Origin of the sequence: Limnohabitans sp. T6-5, assembly GCF_003063315.1 — a bacterium.
GTDB lineage: Bacteria > Pseudomonadota > Gammaproteobacteria > Burkholderiales > Burkholderiaceae_C > Limnohabitans_A.
Window position 1 is genome coordinate 212,818 of the sequence record NZ_NERV01000004.1, and the last position, 24,792, is coordinate 237,609.

Annotated in this window: 24 protein-coding genes and 1 pseudogene; 15 read left to right on the top strand and 10 right to left on the bottom strand. The window is 62.8% G+C overall.

Translation table 11 applies throughout. The features are described 5' to 3' along the window. The first annotated feature begins 199 nt into the window (after positions 1-199). The 4 genes from B9Z51_RS16355 to B9Z51_RS16370 all read left to right on the top strand — a co-directional run bounded on the left by B9Z51_RS16355 (position 200) and on the right by B9Z51_RS16370 (position 4,633). Positions 200-1,126 (top strand): hydroxymethylglutaryl-CoA lyase, encoded by a 927-nt coding sequence (locus tag B9Z51_RS16355; protein ID WP_108376238.1) that lies wholly within the window; start codon positions 200-202, stop codon positions 1,124-1,126. 90 nt (positions 1,127-1,216) lie between these two features. Further along, a complete protein-coding gene (locus tag B9Z51_RS16360; protein WP_108376239.1) occupies positions 1,217-2,182 on the top strand; it encodes a LysR family transcriptional regulator in 966 nt (321 codons plus the stop codon). Further along, positions 2,182-3,030, top strand: coding sequence for a ChbG/HpnK family deacetylase (locus tag B9Z51_RS16365; protein WP_108376240.1), 849 nt, complete (start codon positions 2,182-2,184; stop codon positions 3,028-3,030). The genes B9Z51_RS16360 and B9Z51_RS16365 overlap by 1 nt, the downstream gene beginning before the upstream one ends. A 19-nt stretch (positions 3,031-3,049) precedes the next feature. Beyond that, the gene (locus B9Z51_RS16370; protein ID WP_108376241.1) at positions 3,050-4,633 is read left to right on the top strand and encodes a glycosyltransferase family 39 protein; all 1,584 of its coding nucleotides are present in this window, start codon (positions 3,050-3,052) and stop codon (positions 4,631-4,633) included. Here the strand turns inward: B9Z51_RS16370 and B9Z51_RS16375 are convergent. Both B9Z51_RS16375 and B9Z51_RS16380 read right to left on the bottom strand, forming a co-directional pair. Then, the gene (locus B9Z51_RS16375; RefSeq protein ID WP_233255008.1) at positions 4,550-4,930 is read right to left on the bottom strand and encodes a GtrA family protein; all 381 of its coding nucleotides are present in this window, start codon (positions 4,928-4,930) and stop codon (positions 4,550-4,552) included. The two genes, B9Z51_RS16370 and B9Z51_RS16375, sit on opposite strands and share 84 nt — an antisense overlap. Continuing rightward, positions 4,927-5,913, bottom strand: coding sequence for a glycosyltransferase family 2 protein (locus B9Z51_RS16380; RefSeq protein WP_233255009.1), 987 nt, complete (start codon positions 5,911-5,913; stop codon positions 4,927-4,929). The genes B9Z51_RS16375 and B9Z51_RS16380 overlap by 4 nt, the downstream gene beginning before the upstream one ends. A 389-nt stretch (positions 5,914-6,302) precedes the next feature. On the opposite strand from B9Z51_RS16380, the gene argS reads away from it, so the two are divergent. The 6 genes from argS (at position 6,303) to B9Z51_RS16410 (ending at position 12,503) form a co-directional block, all read left to right on the top strand. Further along, the gene (gene argS, locus B9Z51_RS16385; RefSeq protein WP_108376242.1) at positions 6,303-8,000 is read left to right on the top strand and encodes an arginine--tRNA ligase; all 1,698 of its coding nucleotides are present in this window, start codon (positions 6,303-6,305) and stop codon (positions 7,998-8,000) included. 6 nt (positions 8,001-8,006) lie between these two features. Further along, positions 8,007-8,690 (top strand): SPOR domain-containing protein, encoded by a 684-nt coding sequence (locus tag B9Z51_RS16390; RefSeq protein ID WP_108376243.1) that lies wholly within the window; start codon positions 8,007-8,009, stop codon positions 8,688-8,690. Between the two features lie 37 nt (positions 8,691-8,727). Further along, positions 8,728-9,372, top strand: coding sequence for a thiol:disulfide interchange protein DsbA/DsbL (locus B9Z51_RS16395; protein WP_108376244.1), 645 nt, complete (start codon positions 8,728-8,730; stop codon positions 9,370-9,372). A 152-nt stretch (positions 9,373-9,524) separates the two neighbouring features. After that, a complete protein-coding gene (gene lptA, locus B9Z51_RS16400; protein ID WP_108376359.1) occupies positions 9,525-10,163 on the top strand; it encodes a lipopolysaccharide transport periplasmic protein LptA in 639 nt (212 codons plus the stop codon). After that, positions 10,160-10,918 carry an LPS export ABC transporter ATP-binding protein gene (lptB, locus tag B9Z51_RS16405; RefSeq protein WP_108376245.1) on the top strand — a complete coding sequence of 253 codons (759 nt, stop codon included), beginning with the start codon at positions 10,160-10,162 and terminating at the stop codon, positions 10,916-10,918. Before lptA ends, lptB begins: the two co-directional genes overlap by 4 nt. A gap of 37 nt (positions 10,919-10,955) precedes the next feature. After that, complete coding sequence (locus B9Z51_RS16410) at positions 10,956-12,503, top strand: RNA polymerase factor sigma-54 (RefSeq protein WP_108376246.1); 1,548 nt, start codon at positions 10,956-10,958, stop codon at positions 12,501-12,503. Positions 12,504-12,539: 36 nt separating this feature from the next. Here the strand turns inward: B9Z51_RS16410 and B9Z51_RS16415 are convergent, their stop codons facing one another. After that, complete coding sequence (locus B9Z51_RS16415; RefSeq protein WP_146187793.1) at positions 12,540-12,854, bottom strand: hypothetical protein; 315 nt, start codon at positions 12,852-12,854, stop codon at positions 12,540-12,542. After that, a complete protein-coding gene (locus tag B9Z51_RS16420) occupies positions 12,847-13,206 on the bottom strand; it encodes a hypothetical protein (RefSeq protein WP_108376248.1) in 360 nt (119 codons plus the stop codon). The genes B9Z51_RS16415 and B9Z51_RS16420 overlap by 8 nt, the downstream gene beginning before the upstream one ends. 162 nt (positions 13,207-13,368) lie before the next feature. Here B9Z51_RS16420 and B9Z51_RS16425 point away from each other — a divergent pair, with 162 nt between their 5' ends. The 3 genes from B9Z51_RS16425 (at position 13,369) to B9Z51_RS16435 (ending at position 15,972) form a co-directional block, all read left to right on the top strand. Continuing rightward, positions 13,369-14,664 (top strand): class I SAM-dependent RNA methyltransferase, encoded by a 1,296-nt coding sequence (locus tag B9Z51_RS16425; protein WP_108376249.1) that lies wholly within the window; start codon positions 13,369-13,371, stop codon positions 14,662-14,664. Continuing rightward, positions 14,661-15,080 carry a putative toxin-antitoxin system toxin component, PIN family gene (locus B9Z51_RS16430; RefSeq protein ID WP_108376250.1) on the top strand — a complete coding sequence of 140 codons (420 nt, stop codon included), beginning with the start codon at positions 14,661-14,663 and terminating at the stop codon, positions 15,078-15,080. The genes B9Z51_RS16425 and B9Z51_RS16430 overlap by 4 nt, the downstream gene beginning before the upstream one ends. Positions 15,081-15,195: 115 nt before the next feature. Next, positions 15,196-15,972, top strand: coding sequence for a YecA family protein (locus tag B9Z51_RS16435; RefSeq protein ID WP_108376251.1), 777 nt, complete (start codon positions 15,196-15,198; stop codon positions 15,970-15,972). Positions 15,973-16,087: 115 nt separating this feature from the next. Here B9Z51_RS16435 and B9Z51_RS16440 read toward each other — a convergent pair. Both B9Z51_RS16440 and B9Z51_RS16445 read right to left on the bottom strand, forming a co-directional pair. Further along, a pseudogene (locus B9Z51_RS16440) lies at positions 16,088-17,065 on the bottom strand (alpha/beta fold hydrolase). A gap of 3 nt (positions 17,066-17,068) precedes the next feature. Continuing rightward, positions 17,069-18,073 carry a tripartite tricarboxylate transporter substrate binding protein gene (locus B9Z51_RS16445; RefSeq protein WP_108376252.1) on the bottom strand — a complete coding sequence of 335 codons (1,005 nt, stop codon included), beginning with the start codon at positions 18,071-18,073 and terminating at the stop codon, positions 17,069-17,071. A gap of 175 nt (positions 18,074-18,248) precedes the next feature. On the opposite strand from B9Z51_RS16445, the gene B9Z51_RS16450 reads away from it, so the two are divergent. After that, positions 18,249-19,817 carry an alkaline phosphatase gene (locus B9Z51_RS16450; RefSeq protein ID WP_233255010.1) on the top strand — a complete coding sequence of 523 codons (1,569 nt, stop codon included), beginning with the start codon at positions 18,249-18,251 and terminating at the stop codon, positions 19,815-19,817. Then, positions 19,814-19,972 (top strand): hypothetical protein, encoded by a 159-nt coding sequence (locus B9Z51_RS18480; protein WP_158272914.1) that lies wholly within the window; start codon positions 19,814-19,816, stop codon positions 19,970-19,972. The genes B9Z51_RS16450 and B9Z51_RS18480 overlap by 4 nt, the downstream gene beginning before the upstream one ends. A 1-nt stretch (position 19,973) precedes the next feature. On the opposite strand, the gene B9Z51_RS16455 is transcribed toward B9Z51_RS18480, so the two are convergent. The 4 genes from B9Z51_RS16455 to B9Z51_RS16470 form a co-directional block, all read right to left on the bottom strand. Next, complete coding sequence (locus B9Z51_RS16455) at positions 19,974-21,503, bottom strand: class I adenylate-forming enzyme family protein (RefSeq protein WP_108376254.1); 1,530 nt, start codon at positions 21,501-21,503, stop codon at positions 19,974-19,976. Then, positions 21,503-22,771 (bottom strand): acyl-CoA dehydrogenase family protein, encoded by a 1,269-nt coding sequence (locus B9Z51_RS16460; protein WP_369959451.1) that lies wholly within the window; start codon positions 22,769-22,771, stop codon positions 21,503-21,505. The genes B9Z51_RS16455 and B9Z51_RS16460 overlap by 1 nt, the downstream gene beginning before the upstream one ends. Beyond that, a complete protein-coding gene (locus B9Z51_RS16465) occupies positions 22,771-23,544 on the bottom strand; it encodes an alpha/beta fold hydrolase (RefSeq protein WP_108376255.1) in 774 nt (257 codons plus the stop codon). Before B9Z51_RS16465 ends, B9Z51_RS16460 begins: the two co-directional genes overlap by 1 nt. Before the next feature lie 143 nt (positions 23,545-23,687). Next, positions 23,688-24,773 (bottom strand): peptidase M29, encoded by a 1,086-nt coding sequence (locus tag B9Z51_RS16470; RefSeq protein WP_108376361.1) that lies wholly within the window; start codon positions 24,771-24,773, stop codon positions 23,688-23,690. Between the last annotated feature and the right edge of the window lie 19 nt (positions 24,774-24,792).

Sequence of the window (24,792 nt, forward strand, 5' to 3'; positions counted from 1 at the left end):
GAGAGCCTCGGTCGGATGTTGAAAAACAGGTGCTTGAACGGGTACTGAGTGCCCGCCCCTCGCGGCACGCGTGCGTGCGGACAGCTTGGAAAAGACTTTATTCTAAGTTTTGATGCGGATAAACACGCGAAAAAGCCATAAACCCATGACTTTTACGCACGAATCACGCCCTCCAAAACCGCTGTTGTCTAATCCTGCCATGACCAGCATTCACGCCCCTGACGTCCTCATCAGCGAAGTTGGCCCCCGAGACGGCCTGCAATCGGTGAGCGGCACCATGCCCACCGCCGCAAAATGCCTGTGGATCGATGCCTTGGCCGCTGCGGGGCTGCGCGAGATCGAAGTCGCCTCGTTTGTGCCGCCCAAACTCTTGCCCCAGATGGCCGATGCCGCCCAGGTGGTGCAGCACGCCTTGCGGCACACGCACATCACCGTCATGGCGCTGGTGCCCAATCTGCGCGGGGCAGAAACCGCTTTGCGCGCGGGCGCTCGCAAACTCACGCTGCCCATCTCGGCCAGCGAGGCTCACAGCGTGGCCAATGTGCGCAAAACCCGCGAAGACATGGTGGCCGAGTTGCGTGCGGTGGTGGCACTGCGCGATGCCATCGCGCCCGGCGTGCCGGTGGAAGCGGCCATCTCCACCGCCTTTGGCTGCACCTTGCAAGGCCTGGTGCCCGAAGACGTAGTGTTGCGCCTGGCCGTGGCCTGCGCCGAAGCCGGGGCCAGCGATGTGGGCCTGTCCGACACCACCGGCATGGGCAACCCGGCCCAGACCACGCGGCTGTTCAAACGACTTTTCCAAGAAATCGGCGCACGCACTGGCGCCGCCCACATGCACAACACCCGGGGCCTGGGCCTGGCCAATTGCCTGGCCGCCTACGAGGCGGGAGTGCGCACCTTTGACAGCTCGCTGGGCGGGCTGGGCGGCTGTCCTTACGCACCGGGTGCTTCAGGCAATGTGGTCACCGAAGACCTGGTCTTCATGTTCGAAGCCATGGGCGTGACCACCGGCATCGACCTGCCTCGGCTCATGGCCGCACGCGAGCCCCTGAAAGCAGGCCTGCCCGGCGAAACCCTGTACGGCATGACGCCCGAAGCCGGTCTGCCCAAAGGCTGGCGCAGCTGAAGGGGCATGTGCCAGCGACAGCTTTGTCGGCGCTGAAGCTGCCGACCTGTGGGGTAGGCAGGCCCTGCGGCGCCCTCATAATCACCGGGCATGGACAAGCTCAAAGCCTTTGACACCTTTGTTTCGGTCGCCACCAAAGGCAGCCTGACCGCCGCCGCCCGGGGTGAAGGTGTGGCACCGGCCATCATCGGGCGCAGGCTCGATGCGCTCGAAGAACACCTGGGCGTCAAGTTGCTGGTGCGCACCACACGGCGCATCACCCTCACGCACGAGGGCAGCGCCTTTCTGGAAGACTGCCAGCGCCTGCTGTCGGACGTCGCCAATGCCGAGGCCAGCGTGTCGGCGGGGGGCGTCAAGGCCAGCGGCCATTTGCGCATCACCGCCCCGGCCGGGTTTGGGCGCCGCCATGTGGCGCCGCTGGTGCCGCGCTTTCGCCAACTACACCCCGATGTGACGATTTCACTCAACCTGAGCGACCGGGTGGTGGACCTGGCCGCGGAGGGCTTTGACTGCGCTGTGCGCGTGGGCGACCTGCCCGACTCATCGCTGGTGAGCGTGCGCATGGCGGACAACCGGCGCTTGTGCGTGGCCACCCCCGACTACCTGGCGCAACGCGGCACGCCCCTGCAACCGGCCGATTTGCTGCACCACGACTGCTTGACCTTGTCGAGTGACGCCTCGCAAACCAGGGGCTGGGCCTTTCAGGTGCCCAGTGAACAAGGCCACGAGGTGATTCACCTGCGCCCGGGCGGGCCGCTCGACTGCTCGGACGGGCAGGTGCTGCACGACTGGTGCCTGGCGGGCTATGGCATCGCCTGGCGCAGCACTTGGGAGGTGGAGTCCGAAATCCAGGCAGGACGGCTGGTAGCCGTGCTGGAGCAGTTTGCCGCCCCGCCCAATGGCATTTATGTGGTCTTTCCCCAGCGCAAACACTTGCCCCTGCGGGTGCGGCTGTGGATCGACTTTCTCAAGCACCATTACGGTTTACCCAGCTTTTGGCCCGCCACGGCGGCCCCCTCAACAAGCACCTTGCCCCCTTTAGAATCAGCCCCCTGATGAGCGCTCAACTTGTGATCTGCGCCGACGATTTCGGCATGAACCCGGCGGTGTCGCAAGGCATCGCGCAACTGGCCGCGCAAGCGCGCCTGAGCGCCACCAGCGCCATGACGCTGGCCCCCGGCTGGCCCACCGATGTCGCTTTGCTGCGCCCCCTGCGCCAGCAATTGGATGTGGGCCTGCACCTGGACTGGACCAGCCCCTTTGCCATGGCCGCAGGCCACGGCCGCCCACTGGGGCGCCTGATGCTGCAAACCCAGCTGCGGCTACTGGACCGCCAGCAAGCCCGCGACGTGATGGAACGCCAGCTCGACCTGTTTGAGTCGCATTGGCAAGCCCCGCCCGACCATGTGGATGGGCACCAGCATGTGCAGCAATTTCCGGTCATCCGCGAGGCGCTGGTGGAAGTGCTGACCCGGCGCTACCCCACCGGGCCTCGACCCTGGATCAGGATTTCGCGGCCGCTGGTGCCGCGCTACGACATCAAGGCCTGGGTGATCGGCGCCATGGGCGCGCAAGCCTTGCAGCGCCTGGCACGCCACGCCGGTTTACCGCATTCGCAGTGGCTGAGCGGCATTTACAGCTTTGATGGCGATGCCAGCGCCTATGGCCTGCGCCTGGCGGATTGGCTGCAAGACGCCGCCGCCCATCCGGGCATGGTGATGATGTGCCACCCGGGGCTGAGCAGTGATGACGCCGACGACCCGATTGCCCACGCCCGCACGCAAGAGCTGCAAGAGCTTGAAAGCCCCCTCTTGCCCACGCTGATGCAGCGCCACGACCTGCAACTGGTGCGCGGGCGTCAGGCCTGGCCAGCACACCCCATCGACACCCCATCAGCCCCCTGAACCCAAGAGACACGCACGCATGACCGAGACCCGAAAATCCTGGCTGAGCCTTCTGGGCCTGTGGCTGACCCTGCTGGTGCTGGCGTCATGGCGCCCCCTGGCGCTGCCCGACGAAGGCCGCTACGGCGATGTCGGCCGCTGGATGCTGGTTTCGGGCGACTGGCTGGCCCCTCGGCTGGACGGCATCCCGTTTTTTCACAAACCGCCCTTGCTGCATTGGCTGCAGGCCATCAGCCTGTGGGCGGCAGGCGTGCACGCCTGGAGTTCGCGCCTGGTGCCTGCGCTGCACGCTGGCTTGATGCTGCTGGCGCTCTACCTGGGCGCACGCCACATCGCCGGTGAACGTACCGCGCGGCGCAGCGTGTGGATGCTCGGCTCCAGCGTGGCTTTTCTGATCGGCGGTCAATACATCAACCACGACATGCTGGTGGGCGCCTGGATCAGCATCGCCATCTGGTGCCTGGCCGCTGCCATGCAACACCCGGGCGAACGCCCACACAAGGCCTGGGCACTGGCGGGCTTTGCAGCTTGTGCCCTGGGCGTGCTGAGCAAAGGCCTGATTGGCCTGGCCCTGCCAGGTTTGGTGATGGTGGTGTGGGTCACACTCACACGCCAGTGGCCCCGTGCGCTGCGCATGCCCTGGCTGAGTGGTGCGTTGGTGTTCTCCCTCATCGCGCTGCCCTGGTTTGTGCTGGGTCAGCAAAAATTCCCGGGCCTGTTCGATTACCTGATCATCGGGCAGCACTTTGGCCGCTACACCGGCAGCACCTTCAACAACCAATGGCCCCTGTGGTTCTACCCGGTGATCTTGCTGGCCCTGCTCTTTCCATGGGCTTTTTTGGTGGTCTGGCAAGGCGCATCTGGCCTGCTGCGCCACAAGCTGACGGTGCTGAAACCGGCATCGGCCTGGACCGCCTTGCTGTGGGTCTGGTTGGTCGCCATCACACTGTTTTTCAGCCTGCCCAAGTCCAAGCTGGTGGGTTACATCCTGCCCGTCATGCCGCCGCTCAGCCTGCTGGCCGCGCTGGCCTGGGAACACTACTTCGCCCCCAAAACCCATGGCGCCAAAGTGTTTGGCCTGCTGTGCGCCCTCAACCTGGCACTGGGTGCGGCCTTCACCCATTACGCAGGGCAATACAGCCTGCGCCACAGCAGCCGCGATGTGGCGCACGAGTTGGCCTGCCGCATGGACACCCGCGACCGCGTGACCGTGGCGGGCGGCTACCCCTACGACCTGCCGTTTGAAGCCAACCTGAAAACCCCGGTGGTGGTGGTCGACGACTGGACCGCAGCCCGGCAAAACGCGGGCGACAACTGGCAGCGCGAACTGTTTGAAGGCGCAGACTTTGATGCCCAGGCCGCCCAAGTCCTGCAAGGCCCAGAAGCCCTGCTGCTGCCAGGTGCCGATGCGCGATGGCTCGTCACCCCGAACGACGCCAGCCAGCTGGGCGATCTGAGCCGCTGGCAAAAGGTTTACCAAGGCCGCGCCTGGAGCCTCTGGCAACAAACGACCGAACCTTCAGCGTCGAAAAGCCCAAAAGCGGCTGAAAACAAAGGTCTGTCCTGCCGCGATCACCATGGCCAGAAACAGCGCCAGCAGTGAGGGCCAGTTCAGCAGGCGGTAAAACAGCACGAAGGCGGCTTCATTGCAGGCAAAGCCCGCCAGGGCCGTGACCGCAAAGCGGCGAAAGCTTTGCCCCAGGGCAGTGGCGCTGTCAGCAAAGCTGAGCCAGCGGTGGCCGACAAAGCTCAGGCCAAACGCCACCACAAAGCCCGCCACATTGGCCAGCTCGGGCCACCAGTGATGGCGCAAGAGTGCAAACACGCCCATGTGGGTCAGCGCGGCGCTGGCCCCCACCAGGCCAAACCAGACGCCGGAGTGCAGCCAGACGCGCTTCACGCCGCGTCCTGTACGGGGGTGGCCTGCAAGCCAGCGCCCGTGCGGTCCTTGAGCAAATAGGTCGGGCGGCGCTTGACCTCGTCATAAATGCGCCCCACGTACTCGGCCATCAGGCCCAGCGAAAACAGCTGGATACCGCTGAAGAACATGACGCTGACCACAATCGTGGCGTAGCCTGGCACCTGGATGCCCCAGAAAAAGTACTCGGCCACCACCCAGGCGCCATAGCCCATGGCTGTGAGTGCCAAAAACAAACCCATCATGGTCAACAAGCGCAAGGGCACGGTGGAAAACGCCAGCATGCCCGTGAGCGCCAGCGAAAACGCCCCGCGCAGGCCAAAGCTGCTTTGCCCCGCCTGGCGCGGCAGCGGCTCGTAATCGACCGCCACACTCGGGAAACCCACCCAGGCGTACAGCCCTTTCATGAAGCGGTTGCGCTCGGGCAAGGCATTGAGCGCCTGCACCACCCGCTGGTCCATGAGCCGAAAATCGCCCGCATTGGCCGGAATCTCGACCCGGTTGCCCCAGTTGATCAGGCGGTAAAACCAGCCGGTCAACCAGCCATGCAAAGCCGACTGGTCCGAGCGGGTGCGGCGCACGGCATAGACCACATCCAGGCCTTCACGCCACTTTTGCAGCATCTGGGGCACCAGCTCCACCGGGTGCTGGCCGTCGGCGTCCATCAGCACCACCACATCGCCCCGCGCCGCTTCCAGCCCGGCGGTCAGGGCGGCTTCCTTGCCAAAATTGCGCGACAAATCGAGCAAGACCACCTCGGGCCACTGGGCGCACAGCTCACGCGCCACTTGGGCGGTGTTGTCTCGGCTGCCGTCGTTGATGAGGATGATTTCGACCCGCGCGGCCAGGGTCTTGAGCACCTGCAGCACGGCAGGCACCACCTGGGGCAGGTTGCGGGCCTCGTTGTAGGCGGGCATGACGCAGGACAGCGTCAGCGAATCTTGGGTACGGGCCAGACGGGACATGCCACATTTCTCCAGAATTGACAAAAGCACGAAAGGCGCCCGTTTCCACACCGGAAACAAACCCCCATTGAACGCCGCGAAGCATAACCCCAGAACGCCGCTGCCAACGTCGGGGTCTTCGACCACCGACATACGAATACCGCCCGCAGGTATTGATCCGGCCCGATGAAGTTTGCAAGAACGCTTTTTTGCGGGAGCGGCGCCCTCGCCGCGATTGAGCCTCGCAGACCACCACCCATCGCCCCGAGGGCGGGGCTCCCACACTGATCGCTGTGCCCAAGAAAAGCCGTTGACTTCAAACTTCACAGGGCCGGATCAATAGGTAGCTGCGCTGAGGCTTGAAGCAAGGCTGAGTTGGGGCTTTTCCGTGCCCCGTAAAATGGCCGTCTATGCTTTCTGCCAAACAACATCTGCTTGCCGCCTTGTCGGCTGAACTTGAAAAACTCCAGCCCGGCGCCGGTTCGCGTGCCGCCTTTGAATCGCCGAAGGTAGCTGCCCATGGCGACCTGGCCTGCACTGCGGCGATGCAGTTGGCCAAAGCCCTCAAACAAAATCCCAGGCAACTGGGTGAATCCCTGCGTGTCGCCTTGCTGACCACCCCCGCCTTCGAGCGCTGGGTCGACGCCATCGAGCTGGCGGGTCCGGGCTTCATCAACATCCGCCTCAAGGACACGGCCAAACAAGCCGTGGTGCACGAAGTGCTGCTGGCGGGCGATGACTTTGGCACGCAAGCGGCCAAAGCCAACAAGGTGCTGGTCGAGTTCGTCTCGGCCAACCCCACCGGCCCGCTGCATGTGGGCCACGGCCGCCAGGCCGCCCTGGGTGATGCGATTTGCAACCTGCTGGCCACACAAGGGCAGCAGGTCTACCGCGAGTTCTATTACAACGACGCGGGTGTGCAGATCGGCACCCTGGCCAAGAGCACACACATGCGGGCCATGGGCGTCAAGCCCGGCGACGAGAGCTGGCCAACCGACCCCGAGAACCCCGAAAGCAAGGCTTTTTACAACGGCGACTATATCCAGGACATCGCCAACGACTTTTTGGCCAAGAAAACCGTCAAGTCCGATGACCGCGAGTTCACCGCCAGCGGCGATGTGAATGACCTCGACGGCATGCGCCAGTTTGCCGTGGCCTATTTGCGCCACGAACAAGACCTGGACCTGAAGGCTTTTGACGTCAAATTCGACAACTACTACCTGGAGTCGAGCCTGTACACCAGCGGCAAGGTCGACGCCGCCGTGCAAAAGCTCAAGGACGCAGGCAAGACCTACGAGCAAGACGGCGCACTGTGGCTCAAGTCCACCGACTACGGTGACGACAAGGACCGCGTCATGCGCAAGGGCGACGGCACCTACACCTACTTTGTGCCCGATGTGGCCTACCACATCACCAAGTGGGAGCGCGGCTTCACCCGTGTGGTGAACATTCAGGGCACCGACCACCACGGCACGATTGCCCGCGTGCGTGCGGGCCTGCAAGCGGCGAATGTGGGCATCCCAGAAGGCTACCCCGACTACGTGCTGCACACCATGGTGCGCGTGATGCGGGGCGGTGAAGAGGTCAAAATCTCCAAGCGAGCGGGCAGCTACGTCACGCTGCGCGACCTGATCGAGTGGACCAGCAAGGACGCGGTGCGTTTCTTCTTGCTCAGCCGCAAACCCGACACCGAATACATCTTCGACATCGACCTGGCGCTGGCGCAAAACAACGACAACCCGGTGTACTACGTTCAGTACGCCCACGCACGCATCTGCTCGGTGCTGGCGGCCTGGGGGGGCGACAAGGCGAGCCTGACGCATGCCGACTTGAGCGCCCTGCAAAGCCCGCAGGCTCAGGCTCTGATGCTGGCCCTGGCCAAGTACCCCGAGATGTTGACGTCAGCCGCCAACGACTTCGCCCCGCACGACGTGACTTTTTACCTGCGCGATCTGGCCTCGCTCTACCACAGCTACTACGATGCCGAGCGCATTCTGGTGGACGACGAGGCGGTCAAGAAAGCCCGCTTGGCGCTGGTCGCGGCCACTGCGCAAGTGCTGCACAATGGTCTGAAAGTTTTGGGCGTGTCTGCGCCCTCCAAGATGTAATTCACCATGACAACTCACTCTCAACGCGGCGGTACTTTTTTAGGTTTCATTCTGGGTTTGGTGCTGGGTCTGGGCGTGGCCCTGGCCGTGGCCGTTTATGTCACCAAGGTGCCCACACCGTTTTCCAGCAAGAACCAGCCTCGGACCACCGAGCAAGACAACGCCGAAACCCAGAAAAACAAGGACTGGAACCCCAACAGCGTGCTGCAACCCAAGGCCCCGGCTGAAGTGCCTGCCGCCCCGGGCACCGTGGCCCCGCGCGCCGAAGACAAGGCCAGCGACAAACCTGCTGACAAAACCTCTGAGAAAGCGGCAGACAAAGCCACCGACAAAGCCCACAGCGACACGGCCAAAGGCGAGCCCCGCCCGGCGGTCACCGCCGACCCGATTGGTGACCTGGCCAAGTCAAAGGGCATGGCCACGCCTGCTACCGGCAACGCACCTGCTGGCGAGCCTTTTGACTATTTCGTGCAAGTGGGCGCCTACCGCACCAGCGCAGACGCCGATGCCCAAAAGGCCAAACTGGCTTTGATGGGGCTGGACGCCAAAGTCTCCGAGCGTGACCAGGCCGGGCGCACCGTTTACCGTGTTCGCCTGGGCGCCTACACCGACAAAGCCGCCGCCGAGCGTGTGCGCAAGCAGCTCGAGAGCAGTGACATCGAAAACACTCTCGTGCGCGTGCAACGCTGAACCTCCCACGCCGTCCCCTTCATTTTTTGGAGTCTCCATGAAACGCCGTCTCTTTTCTTCTGCCCTGGCCACGGCCAGCGCCTGGTTCAGCACCTCCACCGCGTGGGCGCAAGCCGCCTTGTTCAAAGCTGGCAAGGATTACATGGTCCTGGAGCGCCCCCTGCCCACAGAGGTGGGCAATGGCAAGATCGAAGTGATCGAGTTCTTCTGGTACAGCTGCCCTCACTGCAACGCGTTTGAGCCCAGCTTTGCCCAATGGGTCAAAAACGCCCCCAAGGACGTGGTGGTGCGCCGCATCCCCGTGGCCTTCCGCGATGACTTTGCGCCCCAGCAGCGGCTGTTCTTCACCCTCGAAGCCATGAACCTGCTCGATAGCCTGCACGCCAAAGTGTTTGCAGCCGTGCACGTCGAAAAGCAAGCCTTGAATACGGACGCCAGCGTCCTGGCATGGGCCGAAAAGCAAGGCGTTGACAAAGCCAAGTTCAGCGAAATTTACAAATCCTTTGGCGTGGCCAGCAAGCTCAAACGGGCCGTGCAGCTGCAAAACGATTTCAAGATCGAAGGCGTACCCTCGCTGGGTGTGGCCGGTCGCTACTATGTGGACGGCACCCTCGCTGGCAGCATGGAGCGCGCGGTCAAAGTGGCTGAATCGCTGATCGCGCAGACCCGCCAGGGGCGCTGAAGTCGGGTGCAGAGCGCGCCGCCTGGCGCCACCCGCACGCACCGCCCGCCATCTGGCGGGCTTTTTTTCGACTTCAGTTTTACGGATGGCCGGATATTCAGACCCTTGCGCCTACAATCAAAAAATTGTCAGCAGCAAGATTCATGCCCTCCATGCCCCTCCTCCACCGTCTTGGCCTTGCGCTCTCAGCCTTTGGCCTGCTGAGCTTGCCCGCCTGGGCCGAAAAAGCCGACCGGGACAAGCCCATGCAGATCGAGGCGGACACCATGCGCCACGACGAAGCCAAGCAGCTGACCCAGTTCAATGGCGGCGTGGTGGGCGTCAAGGGCACCTTGGTGCTGCGCGCAGCCCGCATGGAAGTGCAGCAAGACGCCCAGGGCAAACAAGTGGCGAAACTCTGGGCCGCCCCCAATGAGCGGGTGTTTTTCCGGCAAAAACGCGAAGGCCTGGACGAGTTCACCGAAGGTGAGGCCGAAATGGCCATTTATGACAACCAGGCCGATGTCGTGACCCTGATCCAGCGCGCCGAAGTGCGGATTTTGCGCGGCACCCAGATGGCCGACCAGATCACCGGCCAGAAAATCGTCTTCAACAACACCACCGAGGTGATGACCGTGGACGGCCAGATTCAGGGCCGCCCAGCCAACGGCAGCGCCCCTGAGCGTAATCAGCGTGTACGCGCGGTGCTGACCCCGCGTCAGAATGCCGTCGCCCCTCAGGCCTCGCCTGTCGCGCCTGCCGCCCCCACACTGCGCACCAGCCCGAACATTGGCGAAAGCAAAAAACCATGAGCGACACCGTTTCCACCAGCCGCCTGGAAGCTCGCCACCTGAAAAAAGCCTATGGCAGCCGCAAGGTGGTCCATGACGTGTCGCTGCAAGTGGCCAAAGGTGAAGTGGTTGGCTTGCTCGGCCCCAACGGGGCGGGCAAGACCACGTCGTTTTACATGATCGTGGGGCTGGTGCGCGCCGATGGCGGCCAGATCCTGATCGACGGGAAGGACGTGACGCACCTGCCCATCCACAAGCGCGCGCGCATGGGACTGTCTTATCTGCCCCAAGAAGCCTCGATTTTTCGCAAGCTGTCCGTGGCCGACAACGTTCGCGCCATCCTCGAGTTGCAAACCGACGCCCAGGACCGCCCCCTGCCCAGTGCCGCCGTGGAAAAGCGCCTGAGCGAACTGCTGGCCGATTTGCGGGTGGACCATTTGCGCGACTCAGCTGCGGTGGCTTTGTCCGGCGGTGAGCGCCGCCGGGTCGAAATTGCCCGGGCGCTGGCCACTGACCCGCGCTTCATCCTGCTGGACGAACCCTTTGCCGGCATTGACCCGATTGCCGTGATCGAGATCCAGCGCATCATCGCCTTCCTCAAGCAGCGCGGCATTGGCGTGCTGATCACCGACCACAACGTGCGCGAGACGCTGGGCATTTGTGACCACGCCTACATCATCAGCGAAGGCCGGGTGCTGGCCGAAGGCACCCCAGACGAGATCGTGGCCAACGCCGATGTGCGCCGGGTGTACCTGGGCGAACACTTCCGGATGTGATGCACCCCCTGATGTGTTCTGACATGAAAGCCCCGGCATGAAGCCCAGTTTGTCGCTGCGCATGTCCCAGCACTTGGCGCTCACGCCCCAGTTGCAACAATCGATCCGACTCCTGCAACTGTCCACGCTGGAGCTGTCGCAAGAAGTCGACCAGATGCTCGACGACAACCCTTTCCTGGAACGCACCGAAGAAGAAGCGCCCCAGGAAGCCTTTGGTTTGGCACAAAGCGACACGCATGTGAGCCTGGGCGACCGGGTCAGCGAAAGCGCCAGCGAATCAGCGGGCAACGACGATGGGGCCAGCGAAACCCGAGACGAAGCCGTCACCGGCGTGGCCGAGAGCTGGGACGGCGACGGCAGCGTGGAGATGCGCCCCGATGACAGCGAATGGGGCGGTGAAGCTGGCGCACGCCAGAACAACGAAGAAGACACTGCCGACGCCGTCGAGCTGGCCCGCAGCATGGGCTCGCTCACCGATTTTTTGCACCGACAGGCTTTGTCCCTGCGCCTGTCCGAGATCGACCGGGCGGCACTGCGCTTTTTGATCGAATCGCTCAACGACGACGGCTACCTGACCGACACCCTGCCCGAACTGGCCGCCAGCCTCGCCAGCAGCGATGACGATGAACAACTCGACGAGCTGGTGCACCGCTTCACGGTGGCGTTGGGTTTGCTGCAATCCCTCGAACCCGTGGGCGTGGGCGCTCGTGACCTGGCCGAATGCCTGCGCATCCAGATCAAGTCCCGGTTTGCCGACGATCCCGAAGATGAGGCCGCCCAAACGGCCTTGGCGGTTTGCGCGCAGCCCCTTGAATTGCTGGCCAAACGCGACTTCAAGCGCTTGGCCGTGCTGTGCAGCCTGAGCGAATCGCGCATCAAGACCGCCATCGCCTTCATCTCACGGCTGGAGCCCAAACCCGGTCGGCCTTTTGCGCTGGCTGAGCAAAACATCATCGTGCCCGATGTGCTGGTCACCAACACCCGCAAAACCGGCACACCCAAGTTCCGCATTCAGCTCAACCCCGACGTGATGCCCAAGCTGCGCGTGCACGACATCTATGCCAGCGCCTTGCGCGGCGGCAAGGGCGACAGCCACGCCGGCTTGCAGCAGCGCCTGCAGGAAGCCCGCTGGTTCATCAAAAACATTCAACAGCGCTTTGACACCATCTTGCGCGTGTCCACCGCCATCGTGGAGCGGCAGAAAAACTTCCTCACCCACGGCGAGCTGGCCATGCGCCCCCTGGTGCTGCGCGAGATTGCTGACGAGCTGGGCATGCACGAGTCGACCATCAGCCGCGTGACCACGGCCAAGTACATGGCCACGCCGCAAGGCACCTTTGAGTTGAAATATTTCTTTGGTTCGGGCCTGGGCACCGACAGCGGCAGCGCCGCATCCAGCACCGCCGTGCGGGCCCTGATCAAGCAGTTTGTGGCGGCCGAAAGCGCCACCAAACCGCTGTCAGACAACCAGATCTCCGAAATGCTCAAGGAGCAAGGCATCGACTGCGCGCGCCGCACGGTGGCCAAGTACCGAGAAGCCTTGCGCATTGCCCCCGCCAATTTGCGCAAGAGCATGAACGGCTGAGACCGCTCTTGCTCCCCAATTGAGGGCGCCAGGTGCTCAGTGGAAATGCCCCTCAAAGCAGTGGCGAACCTCATGCCCGATCACTTCATCCGAAGCATACGGCTCGGTCATGATGGTGCAGACATTGGTTTTGACATTCCACACGGCACACGCCTGACTCATGCGTGCGCCGGTGGACACATCGCACAGCAAACGGGTGTTGACCATTTTCCGGTGCTCAATCTGAGGCGCAGCCAGCACGCGGGCCACCGGCGGGACAGGAACAAAGCTTTCACGGGCAACGAGATCCTGGTGGTCTGCGGTGCAGCCCAGCAGTCCTGTGCAGCCGAACAACCATAAGCATCTACGCATGCAAGCCCCGCTGACACGCCGAAAACAGGATGCCCAGCACATGGTGCGATGTTTGGTCCGATTTGGTGACCAAGGTACAACGGCGCTCTTGGATCAACCAATAGCTGCAGGCATCGGCAATCGCGTGTGTGCCGTCTTTGTTGGCCTTGGCACACACAACGGCCGGCTTGTCGGTCAAGACCCAGTTGAATTGAGGCCCCTTGCTGTCGGGTGAGGCCTGAGGAGCGTCTTGCGCGTGCACGGGGCAACCCACCCAACACAGCCACATCGCAGCAGCCATCACCTTGCGAGCGTACGAGCCTGATGACAGGCCTAAGAGGCTTTTGAAAATTTCAAGTGGGTGGGCAGACATGAATATGGCCTATTTAATTAATATTTTGACAATCAAATATAAACATTTTATGTATAACTTTTAACTGATTTGTAACCAGATAAAACGCCAAGCCATGAAGAATCGCCGAAAAAGCCGCCCCAGTAGAGGAAAATCGCGGCTTCTTCTCCCGTTTGGACTGCTTTGAACGCCTTGACACTTTTTCTTCCTTGCGCCGCCGGCGTTGAGGGCTTTCTGGCCGACGAGGTGCACCACATCACCGGCTTGACCGGCCACGACCTGATGACAGGCCGGGGCGGCGTGATGGCCCGCGCCTCGTGGCGTGACGCCATGCGCATCAACCTGCACAGCCGCCTGACGCAGCGCGTGCTGGTGCAGCTGTCGGTCACCGACTACCGCAATGAAAACGACCTGTACCACGCCGCCAGTGACGTGGCTTGGGAAATCTGGTTCACGCCCAAGCAAACCTTCAAGATCGACATCACCGCGCAGCACAGCCCGCTCAACAGCCTGAACTTTGCGGCGCTCAAGATCAAGGACGCGGTGGCCGACCGATTTCGCAACAAGCGCGGCGAGCGCCCCAGCGTCGACACCACCTGGCCTGACGTGCGCATTTATGCCCACCTCACGCCCGAAACGCTGACTCTGTACATCGACACCTCGGGCGAACCGCTGTTCAAGCGTGGCTGGCGCACCGACAAGGGTGACGCCCCCCTGAAGGAAACCCTGGCTGCCGCCATGATCGCGGCCAGCGGCTGGGATGGCACCGTGCCTTTGTACGACCCCTGCTGCGGCAGCGGCACCATCCCGATCGAAGCGGCCCAGATCGCCTGCGGCATCGCCCCCGGCCTGCAACGCCGCTTTGGTTTTGAAAAACTGCTGCCCTTCCAAAACCACGTCTGGCAAGGCCTGATCGAAGAAGCCCGCGACAACGAGCACGAACCCACAGCGCCCATCTTTGGCAGCGATGTGGCCTTCCGGATGGTTGATTTTTCTGAGCGCAATGCCGAACGCGCAGGGGTCTCGGGCGTGGTCGAATTCCGGGGTGGTGATGCCCTGCAACGCATGCCCCCTTGCGAAATCCCGGGCGTGATGCTGCTCAACCCGCCCTATGGCGAACGCATTGCCGCTGCCGGGGTGGCCGGGCGTGGCCGTGACAGCTTCCAGCCCGGGGCCTTGGCCAGTGCCCGCGCAGCTGACCAGAGCCACCACCGCGAAACCGCGCAAACCGATGACGGCGGCGACTTCTTTGCCCAACTGGCCAGCCACTGGAAGAAGAACTACAGCGGCTGGAGCGCCTGGATGCTCACGCCCGACCTCAAGCTGCCCAGCAAGATGCGGCTGAAAGAATCGCGCCGCGTGCCCATGTGGAACGGCCCCATCGAATGCCGCCTGTTCCGCTTTGACATGATCAAGGGCAGCCTCAAGCGCACAGCCTCTGCTGACACGCCGGGGGCTGCCGGAACGCCAGCGCCATGAGCGTGCCTGCACCGATACAGCGCGTGCTGGACACCAACATCGTGCTCGACCTGTGGGTGTTTGACGAACCCCGGGCCGAAGCGCTGCGCGTGAGCGTCGAGACCGGGAACACGCATTGGTTGGCCACGGCGGCCATGCGCGAAGAGCTGGCCCGTGTGCTGGCCTACCCGCAAATCGTCAAACGCCTGACGCACCGCGACTTGCCCGCCAGTGCGGTGCTGGGCCACTTTGACCGCTGGGCGCAACTGCACCCGGACGCCCCCAAAGCCGAATACGCCTGCAAAGACGCCGATGACCAAAAATTCATCGATCTGGCCGTGGCCCACACCGCCGCCCTGCACAGCAAAGACGCGCAAGTGCTGTGCATGAAAAAACGCCTGGAACGCTGCGGCGTGCCGCTGAACCCTGCCACGTAGGTCGGCACTCGCAGAGTCCAACGCCTGCGCCCATGGTGGCACCAGCCTTGATCCAGCATTTGTCGGGCTCTGCGACCACCGACCTACAATCTTCCCCTGATCACAGGAACCCACCATGAACACCACCGCTGGCTTGCAAGCCGAAGACTTTGACACCCTGGACAACATCCTCGACGACTTGCGCGAGCGCTTTGAGGAAACCCCGCAATGGGAATTTTGCGAAGGTTTTCTGGCGGCCCTGGTGTGCTGCCGCCGCCCGCTGCCCGAGAGCGAATGGCTGGCCATGTTGTTGGGCATTGACGCCGATGATTCAGAAGGCGGCAGTTTTTCAGACGATGCCCAGCGCCAGCAGTTTCTGAACTTGTGGCAACGCCGCTTCGACGAAATCAAATTGGCGCTGGACACCCCGGTGGAAGCGCTGGACGACGACAAGGCCTATGCACCCGAAGTGATGGACATTCGCGGCGCCATCGCCTCCTTGCCCCCCGAAGAGCGCGGTGAAATTGACGACAACGAAATCCCCTCGTTTGCGCAAGTCTGGGCGCTGGGCTTCTTGTTCGCGGTCGAAAACTGGCCCGACGAATGGACCGCCCCCAAAGACAAAGACGCCGCCAAATGGCACGACCTGTCGCTCGAAGCCATCGTGGCCTTGACCGAAGACGATGACGATGTGCCAACCTTGTCAGCCTTGTCCGAAGACGGCCCGCCCAGCGTGAGCGAAGAACGCCTGAACGCCTACGGCGAAGCCCTGTGGGCCGTGTACGACCTGCGCGAAATCTGGCGCAACATCGGTCCACGCGTGGAGCAAGTCATCAAGGAAGCCACACCCGGCCGCAACGACCCGTGCAGCTGTGGCAGTGGCAAAAAATACAAGAAGTGCTGCGGGGCTTGACCGCTTAAGGGGGATGCATCCCCCGCTTTTTGTAGGCGCACCGCCCTCGGGGCGATGGATGGTGGTTTGCGAAGGGTTTCGCGACGAAGGCGTCGCTCCCACAAACACAAAACCCTCAAGCCATCCACTTTGCCAGCGCGTCGCTGGTAACTTCGGGCAACTCTTCAGGGATGAAATGGCCCGCCGTCACGGCCTGTCCTGAAACTTTGCCAGCGCACTGCGCCTGCCAAAGATCGAGTGGCTTGAACATGCGGTTGACCACGCCGCGTTCGCCTCAGAGCACCAGGGTGTCACAAGCGATTTTTTGGCCGCGCTCGCGGCTTTCTCTGTCATGCTGCAAGTCGATGCCTGCGCTGGCGCGGTAGTCTTCAGCAGCGCTGTGGATGGCCGCTGACCAGCCCTTGTCGTTCAAGGCCGGATGACAAAAAGCGCGCTCGTATTCGGCCAAGGCCTCGGGCTCGATGTAGCCCAGGCCTTGGCTACCCCAGCCGCCCAGCTTGGCGTGCAAATAGGCCTTGGCATTGCCGCCAATCATGAACTCGGGCAGCGGCGCAGGCTGGGTCAGGTGGAACCAGTGGTAATACGCCTGAGCAAAGGCAAAGTACGGGTCCGCAACAGGGCCAGAGACTTGAGGGTTTTTGCCCGGCAATGCCCCCCAGTGACCGCTGTACATGTCGAGCGTGGGCGCGATGTCGATCACGCACAGTTTCTTGACGCGCTTCGCATGGTCCAACGCCAACCGATGCGCCACGCGACCACCCCGGTCATGACCACACAAAAAGAAATCCTGCACACCCAAGGCGTCGAGCAGGTCGATCACTTCCTGCGCCATGGCGCGCTTGCTGTAGTGGGCGTGTTCAGCGTCGCCCACTTCGTGCGACGAATCACCGTAGCCGCGCAGGTCGGGCATGACGAGCCGATAGCGCTCACTCAAGCGCTGTGCCACGCGATGCCACATCACATGGGTTTGCGGAAAACCGTGCAGCAGCACCAGCACAGGCTTGGCCGCTGTCCAGTCCAGTGATTTTCGGAACGTGACCGGCAGACCCTGAATGCTCAGGGTCTGTTTTTCAAAGCCCGCAAACCAGGCCACGCTTCAGTCCACCTTGGCGCCCGAGGCCTTGACCACGGCGGCCCATTTCTTGTGCTCGGCTTCGATCATCGTGGCGAATTGCGCCGAGGTGTTGCCACTCGGAATGGCGCCTTGCAACTGCAGTTTTTCCTTGATGGCCGGCGAATTCAAGGCCTTGGCCACTTCCTGCTGAATGCGGTTGACGATGTCCATGGGGGTGCCCGCAGGTGCAAGCAGGCCAAACCAGCTGCTGGCTTCAAAGCCCTTGAGGCCTGCGGCCTCTTCGATGGTGGGCAACTCGGGCATGGCCGATGATCGCTGCCCGCTGGTCACCGCCAGCGCCTTGATCCTGCCCGCCTTGATCAGCTGCATGGCAGACGGCAGGTTGTCGAACATCACATCCATATTGCCTGCGGCCAGGTCCAAAAGCGCCGGGCTGGAGCCTCGGTAAGGGATGTGGGCCATGAAGATGCCCGTCTGGCTTTTGAACAACTCGCCCGCCAGGTGGATCGATGTGCCGTTGCCGCTGGACGCCATGTTCAGCTTGCCAGGATTGGCCTTGGCGTATTTGATGAAGTCATTGACGTTGTTGATCTTGTGGGCGGCGGCCAATTCGGCGTTGACCACCATCACGTTCGGCACGCCTGCCACCAGCGTGACGGGGATGAAGTCCTTGAAGGGGTCATAAGGCAGCTTGGCGTACAGCGCCCGGTTGATGCCGTGCGTGCCCACCGTGCCCATGAGCAGGGTGTAGCCGTCACCTGGCGACTTGGCGACGATTTCGGCGCCCAGGTTGCCGCCCGCGCCGCCCTTGTTCTCGACCACGAACTGCTGGCCAAAGGCCTTGGACAACTCGGGCGCCACGGCGCGGGCCAGGATGTCGGTGGTGCCACCGGGCGCAAAGGGCACGATGATCTTGACGGGCTTGGTGGGCCAGGCTCTCTGGGCCAAGGCCATGGACGAAACAGCCAGCAAAGCGCTGGCGGCAACGCCACCGATGATGTGACGACGGTTCAATGTGGGGCTCATGCATGTCTCCTGAAACTATCCCTGCATGATGACACCACAGGCCGGGTAGGCTGTCACACAGGCGCCGAAACGCCCTGAATTAAGGGTTTGCCTGAGGCTGAGGCCATGCCTGCATGGCGCTGAGCCATTGCAAAATTCACATTCCAGAAAACGGGAGATCACAATGAACGACAACATGTCCAGAAGGCGCCTGCTCAAGGACCTGGCATTGGCCAGCCTCTTGTGGCCTGCCAGCAACCCGGCTTGGGCTCAGGCCAAACTCAATAAAAACCCTTTTGCATTGGGCGTCGCCAGTGGTTCGGCCACCCATGACTCGGTGGTGTTGTGGACACGCTTGTTTGACCCTGGCCTCTTCAGCTCGAACATTCCTGACGAGACGATTCCCGTCAAATGGGAAATTGCACGCGACGAGGCGTTTTCTCAAATGGTGCAAGAGGGGGTATCGCCAGCCGTGCCGGGCTTGGCGCATTCCGTTCATGCAGAAGTGCGCCGCCTGCCCGCCGACCAATGGTTTTATTACCGCTTCATGGTCGGCACGCACGTCAGCCCCACAGGACGCACCCGGACTTTCGCAGCACCAGGCCAAACCAGCCAAGCTTTGAAGGTGGCGTTTGCATCGTGCCAGCACTACGAGTTGGGCTACTTCAACGCCTACCCCCATGTCGTGGCCGAGCAACCCGACCTCATGGTGTTTTTGGGCGACTACATCTACGAATACCCGCCCGCCAAAGCAGGCGTGAGAAGCGTGGACGGCAGTTGGTGCCTGACTTTGTCTGACTACAGAAAGCGTTACGCCCTCTACAAGCAAGACAAAGATCTGCAACAAGTGCATGCCTGCTGCCCCTGGCTGGTGACCTGGGATGACCACGAAGTGCAAAACGACTACGCAGGCTTGCAAGAAGGTTCGGGCGGCACCGTTTTGACGGACTTCCGCAAAAGAAGGGCTGCGGCCTACCAAGCCTATTACGAACACATGCCCCTGAAATCTTCCGTGTTGACGCAGGGACTCCAGGGCTTGGAAGACGGGGCCGAGGTCAGGATTTATGACCAGTACCGGTTCGGAAACCTGCTGGCGATTTCCATGCTCGATTGCAGGCAATACCGCAGCCCGCAAGCCTGCACGCCCGGCGGCAAAACAGGCTCGGGCGTTGTAGACAAGAACAGTTGCACCGCTTTGTCACAAGATGACCGAAGCCTTTTGGGAATGGCGCAAGAACAATGGCTCGACAAGCAATTGCAACAGTCCACCCAACACACCTGGAATGTCATCGCCCAATCCACCCTGTTTGGCGCTTGCATCTTCAGGTCATCGAGTGGTCCCAAAGTCTGGAACGATGGATGGGACGGTTATCCGGACGCCAGAAAAAGACTGGTCTCGCAACTGATCACACACAAAGTGCCCAACCCCGTCATTTTGGGCGGTGACGTGCACGCCAACTGGGTGGGCTACATCAAGGAAGACTACGACAAGCCAGACAGCAAAACTATCGGGGTAGAGTTTTGCGGCACCAGCATCAGCAGCTACGACGCCCATGTTTCAGCGTCCACCCCTCGGAACAATCCACACTTTGTCTTTGCAGATGGCACCCGAAAGGGCTATCTGATCGCAACCATCACCAGCACAGAAATTCGGATGCATCTGCGGGTCGTCAAGGACCACCGAACACGGGTCTCAGACATTGAAACTCTTGCCAGCTTCAAAGTGGCAGCAGGTGCATCCCGCATTGAACCCGTGAGCACTTGATCAAGCAACAAGACGCGACCTGTGGTTTCCCGCAGGTCAGTGGCTTCAGCCCCGACATGGTGCCTGCGCCGAAGGCAGAAATGTCGGAGCTGAAGCTGCCGACCTACGAGGCACGGGCGGTGGATACGTCACCGTGCGGGACCAATGAACTGTGATTCACGCTTGCAATAGCTTTTGCAGCTGCGGCTTGAGCACCTTGCCCAAAGCGCTTTTGGGCAGGCTGTCCATGAAGACCACACGGCGCGGCAGCTTGAAGCGGGCGATGCGCGACTGCAGGTGCGCCAGCACGGCTTCGGCGCTCAGCGCATGACCTGCGGGGTCGGCGCTGCGCACCAGTACCGCCACGGGCACTTCGCCCCAGCGCTCGTCGGGCAAACCGACCACGGCGCTCTCGGCCACACCGGGCAAGGTCACCAGCTGGTTCTCGATTTCGGCCGGGTAGATGTTTTCGCCGCCAGAGATGATCATGTCCTTGCTGCGGCCCACGATGGTGATGCAGCCGTCTTCGGCGCGCTGGCCCAAGTCGCCAGAGTGGAACCAGCCGTCCTGCAGGCCCGTGTTGGGTTCACCGTCGGCACGCCAATAGCCGCGCATCAGGTTGGCGGCGCGGATGCAGACTTCGCCCGTCTCTCCGGGGCCAACTTCTTGCCCTTGGGCGTTTATGAGTTTGACCTGCGCTTGCGGGTGCGGCCAGCCCGATGCGCCCACGCGGGCCATGGCATCGGGCAAGCGCAGCACGATGGACACGGGGCCGGTTTCGGTGGTGCCGTAGACCTGGCCCACCGGCACTCCGCGTGCGTGCAGCGTCTCCAGGTAGGCCACAGGCACGGTGGACGAGCCGGTCATGATGCCGCGCAGGCAAGCGAGCGAGGTGTCGGCCCAGCGCGGGTGTTCAAACAGGGCGCGCATGGTGGCGGGCACCAGCAGCGACAGCGTGGGGCGACTGGTGGTCATTTCATCCAACCACGCGTTCGCGTCAAAGCGAGGGTGCAACACGACCTCGACCCCGGCCAGCAGCGCGGGAAGGGTCTGGATGCACAGGCCGCCCACATGGAACATGGGCAGCGTGGACAGCACCTTGTCACCAGGCAGAAAGTCATGCGCCCAAGCACTGGCGCGGGCGTTGGCCAGCAGCGCCGCTTGTGTGTGCACCGCCCCTTTGGGCACACCTGTGGTGCCTGAGGTGTAGACCAGCAGCAGCGGCAGCTCGCCATGAACGGCGGGCAGTGGCAGGCCGCGTGGGGACGCGCTGGCAATCAACGTGTCGTGGTGGGTGTGCTTCAAGCCCTCGGCCTTCAGCGCAAGGGCTGTGCTCGCATGGTGGCTGTCGTGCACCAGCAGGCGCGGCTGCGCGTCCAGCATGACCTGCTGCAACTCGGGCACCGCGAGGCGAAAGTTCAGCGGCAAGAAGATCGCACCCAAACGTGCACAAGCCACCAGCGTGACCAGTTGCAGCTCGTGGTTAAAGCCCAACCAAGCCACGCGGTCACCCGGCTGCACACCCCAGGTGGACTGCAGGTGCGCGGTGACGCGCTCCACGCGCCGCCAGAACTTGGCGAAGTCGTAGGCGAAGGTCTGATCGGGTTGGCGCTCGTCCCCCCTGAAGGTCATGGCCGGCTGCACGCCGCGCTCATGCGCGAGCTGCGCAAAGCGGGCCGCGAGGGGACTGCTTTCGTCGTCAAACATCACTCGTCTTTTTCGCCGGGTTCGTACAAGGCTTCGCGGCCGATGCGGTCCATGCACAGCTCGGCTGTCCAGGGCAGCATGAGCGAGCCGCAGCGTGCATCGCGGTACAGGCGCTCCAGCGGCAAGCTCTTGAGCATGGACTGGCCGCCGCAGGTGCGGATCGCCAGGCGGGCAATGTCTTGCGCGTTTTCCATGATGGTGTACTGCGCGGCATAGGCACGTAGGCGGGTGGATTTGCTCGGGTCCACCTTGGCGTCTTCAATGGCGCGCAAGAACAAGTTGCGGGTTTGTTCGAGCTTGATGAACATCTCGGCCACGGCGATCTGTTTGGTCGCGAACTGGCGGCGTTTGATGGGGCCGGTGCCCGCAATCTCGCCACGCAAATAGGCCACAGTGAAGTCGTACGCCGCTTGCGCGATGCCCATGTACGTAGGCGAGAGCGTCATGAACATGTGCGGCCAACGGCTGGCGGCCTGAAAGTACAGACCCTGCGGCATGAGCGCCGCGTCATCGGGCACGAACACGTCTTTGAAAATCAGATTGCGCGACACGGTGGCGCGCATGCCCAGCGGGTCCCAGTCGCCTTCGATGGTCAAACCCGGCGAGGTGCGCGGGATGGCCAGGTACAGCGTGTCGCGGCGCGAGAGGTCAGCACCCTCTTTCTTCTCGGTGCAGAGCACGCCAAAGTAATCGGCAGCATCCGACAACGATGCAAAGATCTTCTTGCCGTTGACCTTCCAGCCACCATCGACCTTCACAGCAATGGTGCCAAAGGGTTGCGCCCCCGAGGCCGCAGCGCCGCCTTCAGAAAACGGTTGCGCGTAAATCGCGCCGTCTTTGACCACACGGGCAAAGTGCGTGGCTTGGTGCTGGCGGTGGGTGGCACGCTGCTCGGGCGTCATCTCCAGGTCTTCAGACAACAAACCGCTCCAGAGCATGGTGCAGACATGCATGTTGAAGGTGAGCGCGGTGGCGCCGCAGTAGCGACCAATCTCGGCCGACACCATGGCATAGGTGGCGTAGTCGGCGCCGTGGCCGCCATGAGCTTCGGGCACACACAGCGCCAGCAGGCCCGAGTCGCGCATGTCGTCGTAGTTGGCGAATGGGAACTGCGCGTCGCGGTCGAGCTGCGCGGCACGGGGGGCGAACTTCTCGCGGCCCAGCTGGCGGGCCAGCGCCATCAGCTTTTGCTGTTTTTCGGTCAGGGGGTAGTCGTCACCACAGATGGGCATGACGGTGGGCTGGGTTTTATCTTGCACGTCGGTCATCAAAAGCTCCGCAAAAAAGGCAGCAGTGCATCGGCAAAGCTGTCGGGTTGCTCAAACGTCAGCAAATGACCCACGCCCGGCAGGCACAGGTATTGCGCATGAGGAATCTTTTCGGCCATGCGCTGCACCACAGCGGGCGCAGCGGTGCGGTCGTGTTCGGCTGCGATGCACAGCGTGGGCACGGTGATCGTGGGCAAGGCGCTGCGCTGCTCAAACTGCACCAGCGCGCTGAGCGCCGCTTTGTAGGCGGCTGGCGTGATGGAGCCCATGCAGGCTTTGGCCTGCGCCAAACCCGGGCCGTCAAAGCCCGGTGCCACCATGGTCGGCACCAAGGCATTGGCCACATCGCCCATGCTTTGGCCTGCTTCCAATGGGGCCAGACGCTGCGCGATGAAGGCTTGTTGAAAATCGCCGCCGCTTTGGCCAAAACCCGGACTGCTGGCGGCCAGCACCAAGCCTGCCACGCGCTCAGGGTGACGTGCCCACATTTGCAAGGCCACCATGCCGCCCAGACTGTGGCCCACCAACACGGCTTGCTGCAAACCCTGTGCATCCATCAGCATGGCCAGCGCATCGGCCAAGCCGTCAAAAGTGCAAGGCTCGATCATCGGGCTGTCGCCGTAGCCCGGCATGTCCCAGGCCACACTGGCGTAGCCCGCTTGGGCGCAGGCCTGCTGGATGGCCGCCCACGAACTGGCGCGCCCGCCGATGCCGTGCAAAAAAACCAGCGGTGTGCGTGTGGGAGCTGCGCCCTCGCAGCGATCAGCCGCCATCTTCGCGACGAGGGCGTCGCTCCCACAAATCACTTCAGGGTTCATCCCGACGAGGGCGTCGCTCCCACAAGTCATATCAGGGCTCTTCGCGACGGGGGAGTCGCTCCCACAGGCGGGCATGGCCACGCATGACATCAGGGCGCTCATGCCAGCGCCGCACTCACGACTTGGCCCGCATCGACCACCACCGTGTCGTCGAGCCGAATGGTGCAGCCGCGCATGGGCAAGTCAAAGTGGCCCAGCGTGTGGCGGCCCGCGACTTCGTTCGCCCCGGTGGAATACAAAAAGTTGCCAGCAAAGGCCCGCAGTTCGGTGCCGTTGCAATCGCGCTTGTCGTAGAACGTCATGGCGTCCCAACGCGCTGCCGGGTTCAGGCCAAAGCCCACATGCGAGACGGCATAAGCGGCGCGGTGGCCCTCGGCGTCTTCCCAGGCTTTCCAGTAGCCGCGCATCATGTCCACATCCACGCCCTGCCCCTCGATGGCCACCACGCTGTCGTTCTCGATGGTCAGGCGGATCGTGTCGCGCAAATAGCTTTTGAAGGTCAGGTTCACATCGCCCGGGGCCATGACCAGCGTGCCGTTGACGCTGCCTGCGGCCGGGAAAGCCAGCGCCAGCCCAGCGGGCCAGTGCGACACCATGCCCGGCTTGGGGCAAAAGCCCCACACGCCGCCGACCACCGCTTGTTTGTCGCCATGTTTCAGGTTCACGCGCAGGTCGGTGCCTGCGGCAGACGTGACGTGCATCTGCTGCGCGCCACGCAGCTTCTTCATCGCAGCACGCACCACGCCTTCGAGCGCCGGATCGGGCACGGTGCGCTCCAAGATTTCAGGGTGCTCATTGGACACCATAAGCAGGCGCGGCATGTGGCCGTCCACGCCTTTCATGATGGTGGGCAACTCGGGCGCGTGCAGCAGGCCTTCGACGGTGCAGTCCACCACCATGTCGGCGCGTGCCAATGCAGCCACCACGGGGCCGAGTTGCCCAATAGCGTCACTAGCGCCTGTGGAGCGCACGGGCGCGGGGGCGGTAAGTGCAGGCGTGGTCAGCGTCACTTCGAACACGCGGGCACCCATGGCCTCCAGCGCGAGGCGGGCCAAGTCCACGTTGACGCGACGTGATTGGGTTTCGGCCAGAATCGCCACCACCTCACTAGGCTGCACCTTGCACAGCGTGAAGGTGCGGGTAAACGCTGCGAGCCACCTGTTTTCGATTCGTTCCACCAGCATGCTTGTCTCCTTGACGGAC

Excerpts from the sequence above, each read along its gene's own strand:
- B9Z51_RS16465 (WP_108376255.1), bottom strand. The coding sequence starts at position 23,544 with ATGGCGGCTGATCGCTGCGAGGGCGCAGCTCCCACACGCACACCGCTG.
- lptB (WP_108376245.1), top strand. The coding sequence starts at position 10,160 with ATGAGCGACACCGTTTCCACCAGCCGCCTGGAAGCTCGCCACCTGAAA.
- B9Z51_RS16370 (WP_108376241.1), top strand. The coding sequence starts at position 3,050 with ATGACCGAGACCCGAAAATCCTGGCTGAGCCTTCTGGGCCTGTGGCTG.
- B9Z51_RS16415 (WP_146187793.1), bottom strand. The coding sequence starts at position 12,854 with ATGCGTAGATGCTTATGGTTGTTCGGCTGCACAGGACTGCTGGGCTGC.
- B9Z51_RS16420 (WP_108376248.1), bottom strand. The coding sequence starts at position 13,206 with ATGTCTGCCCACCCACTTGAAATTTTCAAAAGCCTCTTAGGCCTGTCA.
- argS (WP_108376242.1), top strand. The coding sequence starts at position 6,303 with ATGCTTTCTGCCAAACAACATCTGCTTGCCGCCTTGTCGGCTGAACTT.
- B9Z51_RS16360 (WP_108376239.1), top strand. The coding sequence starts at position 1,217 with ATGGACAAGCTCAAAGCCTTTGACACCTTTGTTTCGGTCGCCACCAAA.
- B9Z51_RS16470 (WP_108376361.1), bottom strand. The coding sequence starts at position 24,773 with ATGCTGGTGGAACGAATCGAAAACAGGTGGCTCGCAGCGTTTACCCGC.
- lptA (WP_108376359.1), top strand. The coding sequence starts at position 9,525 with ATGCCCCTCCTCCACCGTCTTGGCCTTGCGCTCTCAGCCTTTGGCCTG.
- B9Z51_RS16430 (WP_108376250.1), top strand. The coding sequence starts at position 14,661 with ATGAGCGTGCCTGCACCGATACAGCGCGTGCTGGACACCAACATCGTG.
- B9Z51_RS16435 (WP_108376251.1), top strand. The coding sequence starts at position 15,196 with ATGAACACCACCGCTGGCTTGCAAGCCGAAGACTTTGACACCCTGGAC.
- B9Z51_RS16460 (WP_369959451.1), bottom strand. The coding sequence starts at position 22,771 with ATGACCGACGTGCAAGATAAAACCCAGCCCACCGTCATGCCCATCTGT.
- B9Z51_RS16365 (WP_108376240.1), top strand. The coding sequence starts at position 2,182 with ATGAGCGCTCAACTTGTGATCTGCGCCGACGATTTCGGCATGAACCCG.
- B9Z51_RS16380 (WP_233255009.1), bottom strand. The coding sequence starts at position 5,913 with ATGTCCCGTCTGGCCCGTACCCAAGATTCGCTGACGCTGTCCTGCGTC.
- B9Z51_RS16455 (WP_108376254.1), bottom strand. The coding sequence starts at position 21,503 with ATGTTTGACGACGAAAGCAGTCCCCTCGCGGCCCGCTTTGCGCAGCTC.
- B9Z51_RS16445 (WP_108376252.1), bottom strand. The coding sequence starts at position 18,073 with ATGAGCCCCACATTGAACCGTCGTCACATCATCGGTGGCGTTGCCGCC.
- B9Z51_RS16355 (WP_108376238.1), top strand. The coding sequence starts at position 200 with ATGACCAGCATTCACGCCCCTGACGTCCTCATCAGCGAAGTTGGCCCC.
- B9Z51_RS16395 (WP_108376244.1), top strand. The coding sequence starts at position 8,728 with ATGAAACGCCGTCTCTTTTCTTCTGCCCTGGCCACGGCCAGCGCCTGG.
- B9Z51_RS16450 (WP_233255010.1), top strand. The coding sequence starts at position 18,249 with ATGTCCAGAAGGCGCCTGCTCAAGGACCTGGCATTGGCCAGCCTCTTG.
- B9Z51_RS16410 (WP_108376246.1), top strand. The coding sequence starts at position 10,956 with ATGAAGCCCAGTTTGTCGCTGCGCATGTCCCAGCACTTGGCGCTCACG.
- B9Z51_RS16390 (WP_108376243.1), top strand. The coding sequence starts at position 8,007 with ATGACAACTCACTCTCAACGCGGCGGTACTTTTTTAGGTTTCATTCTG.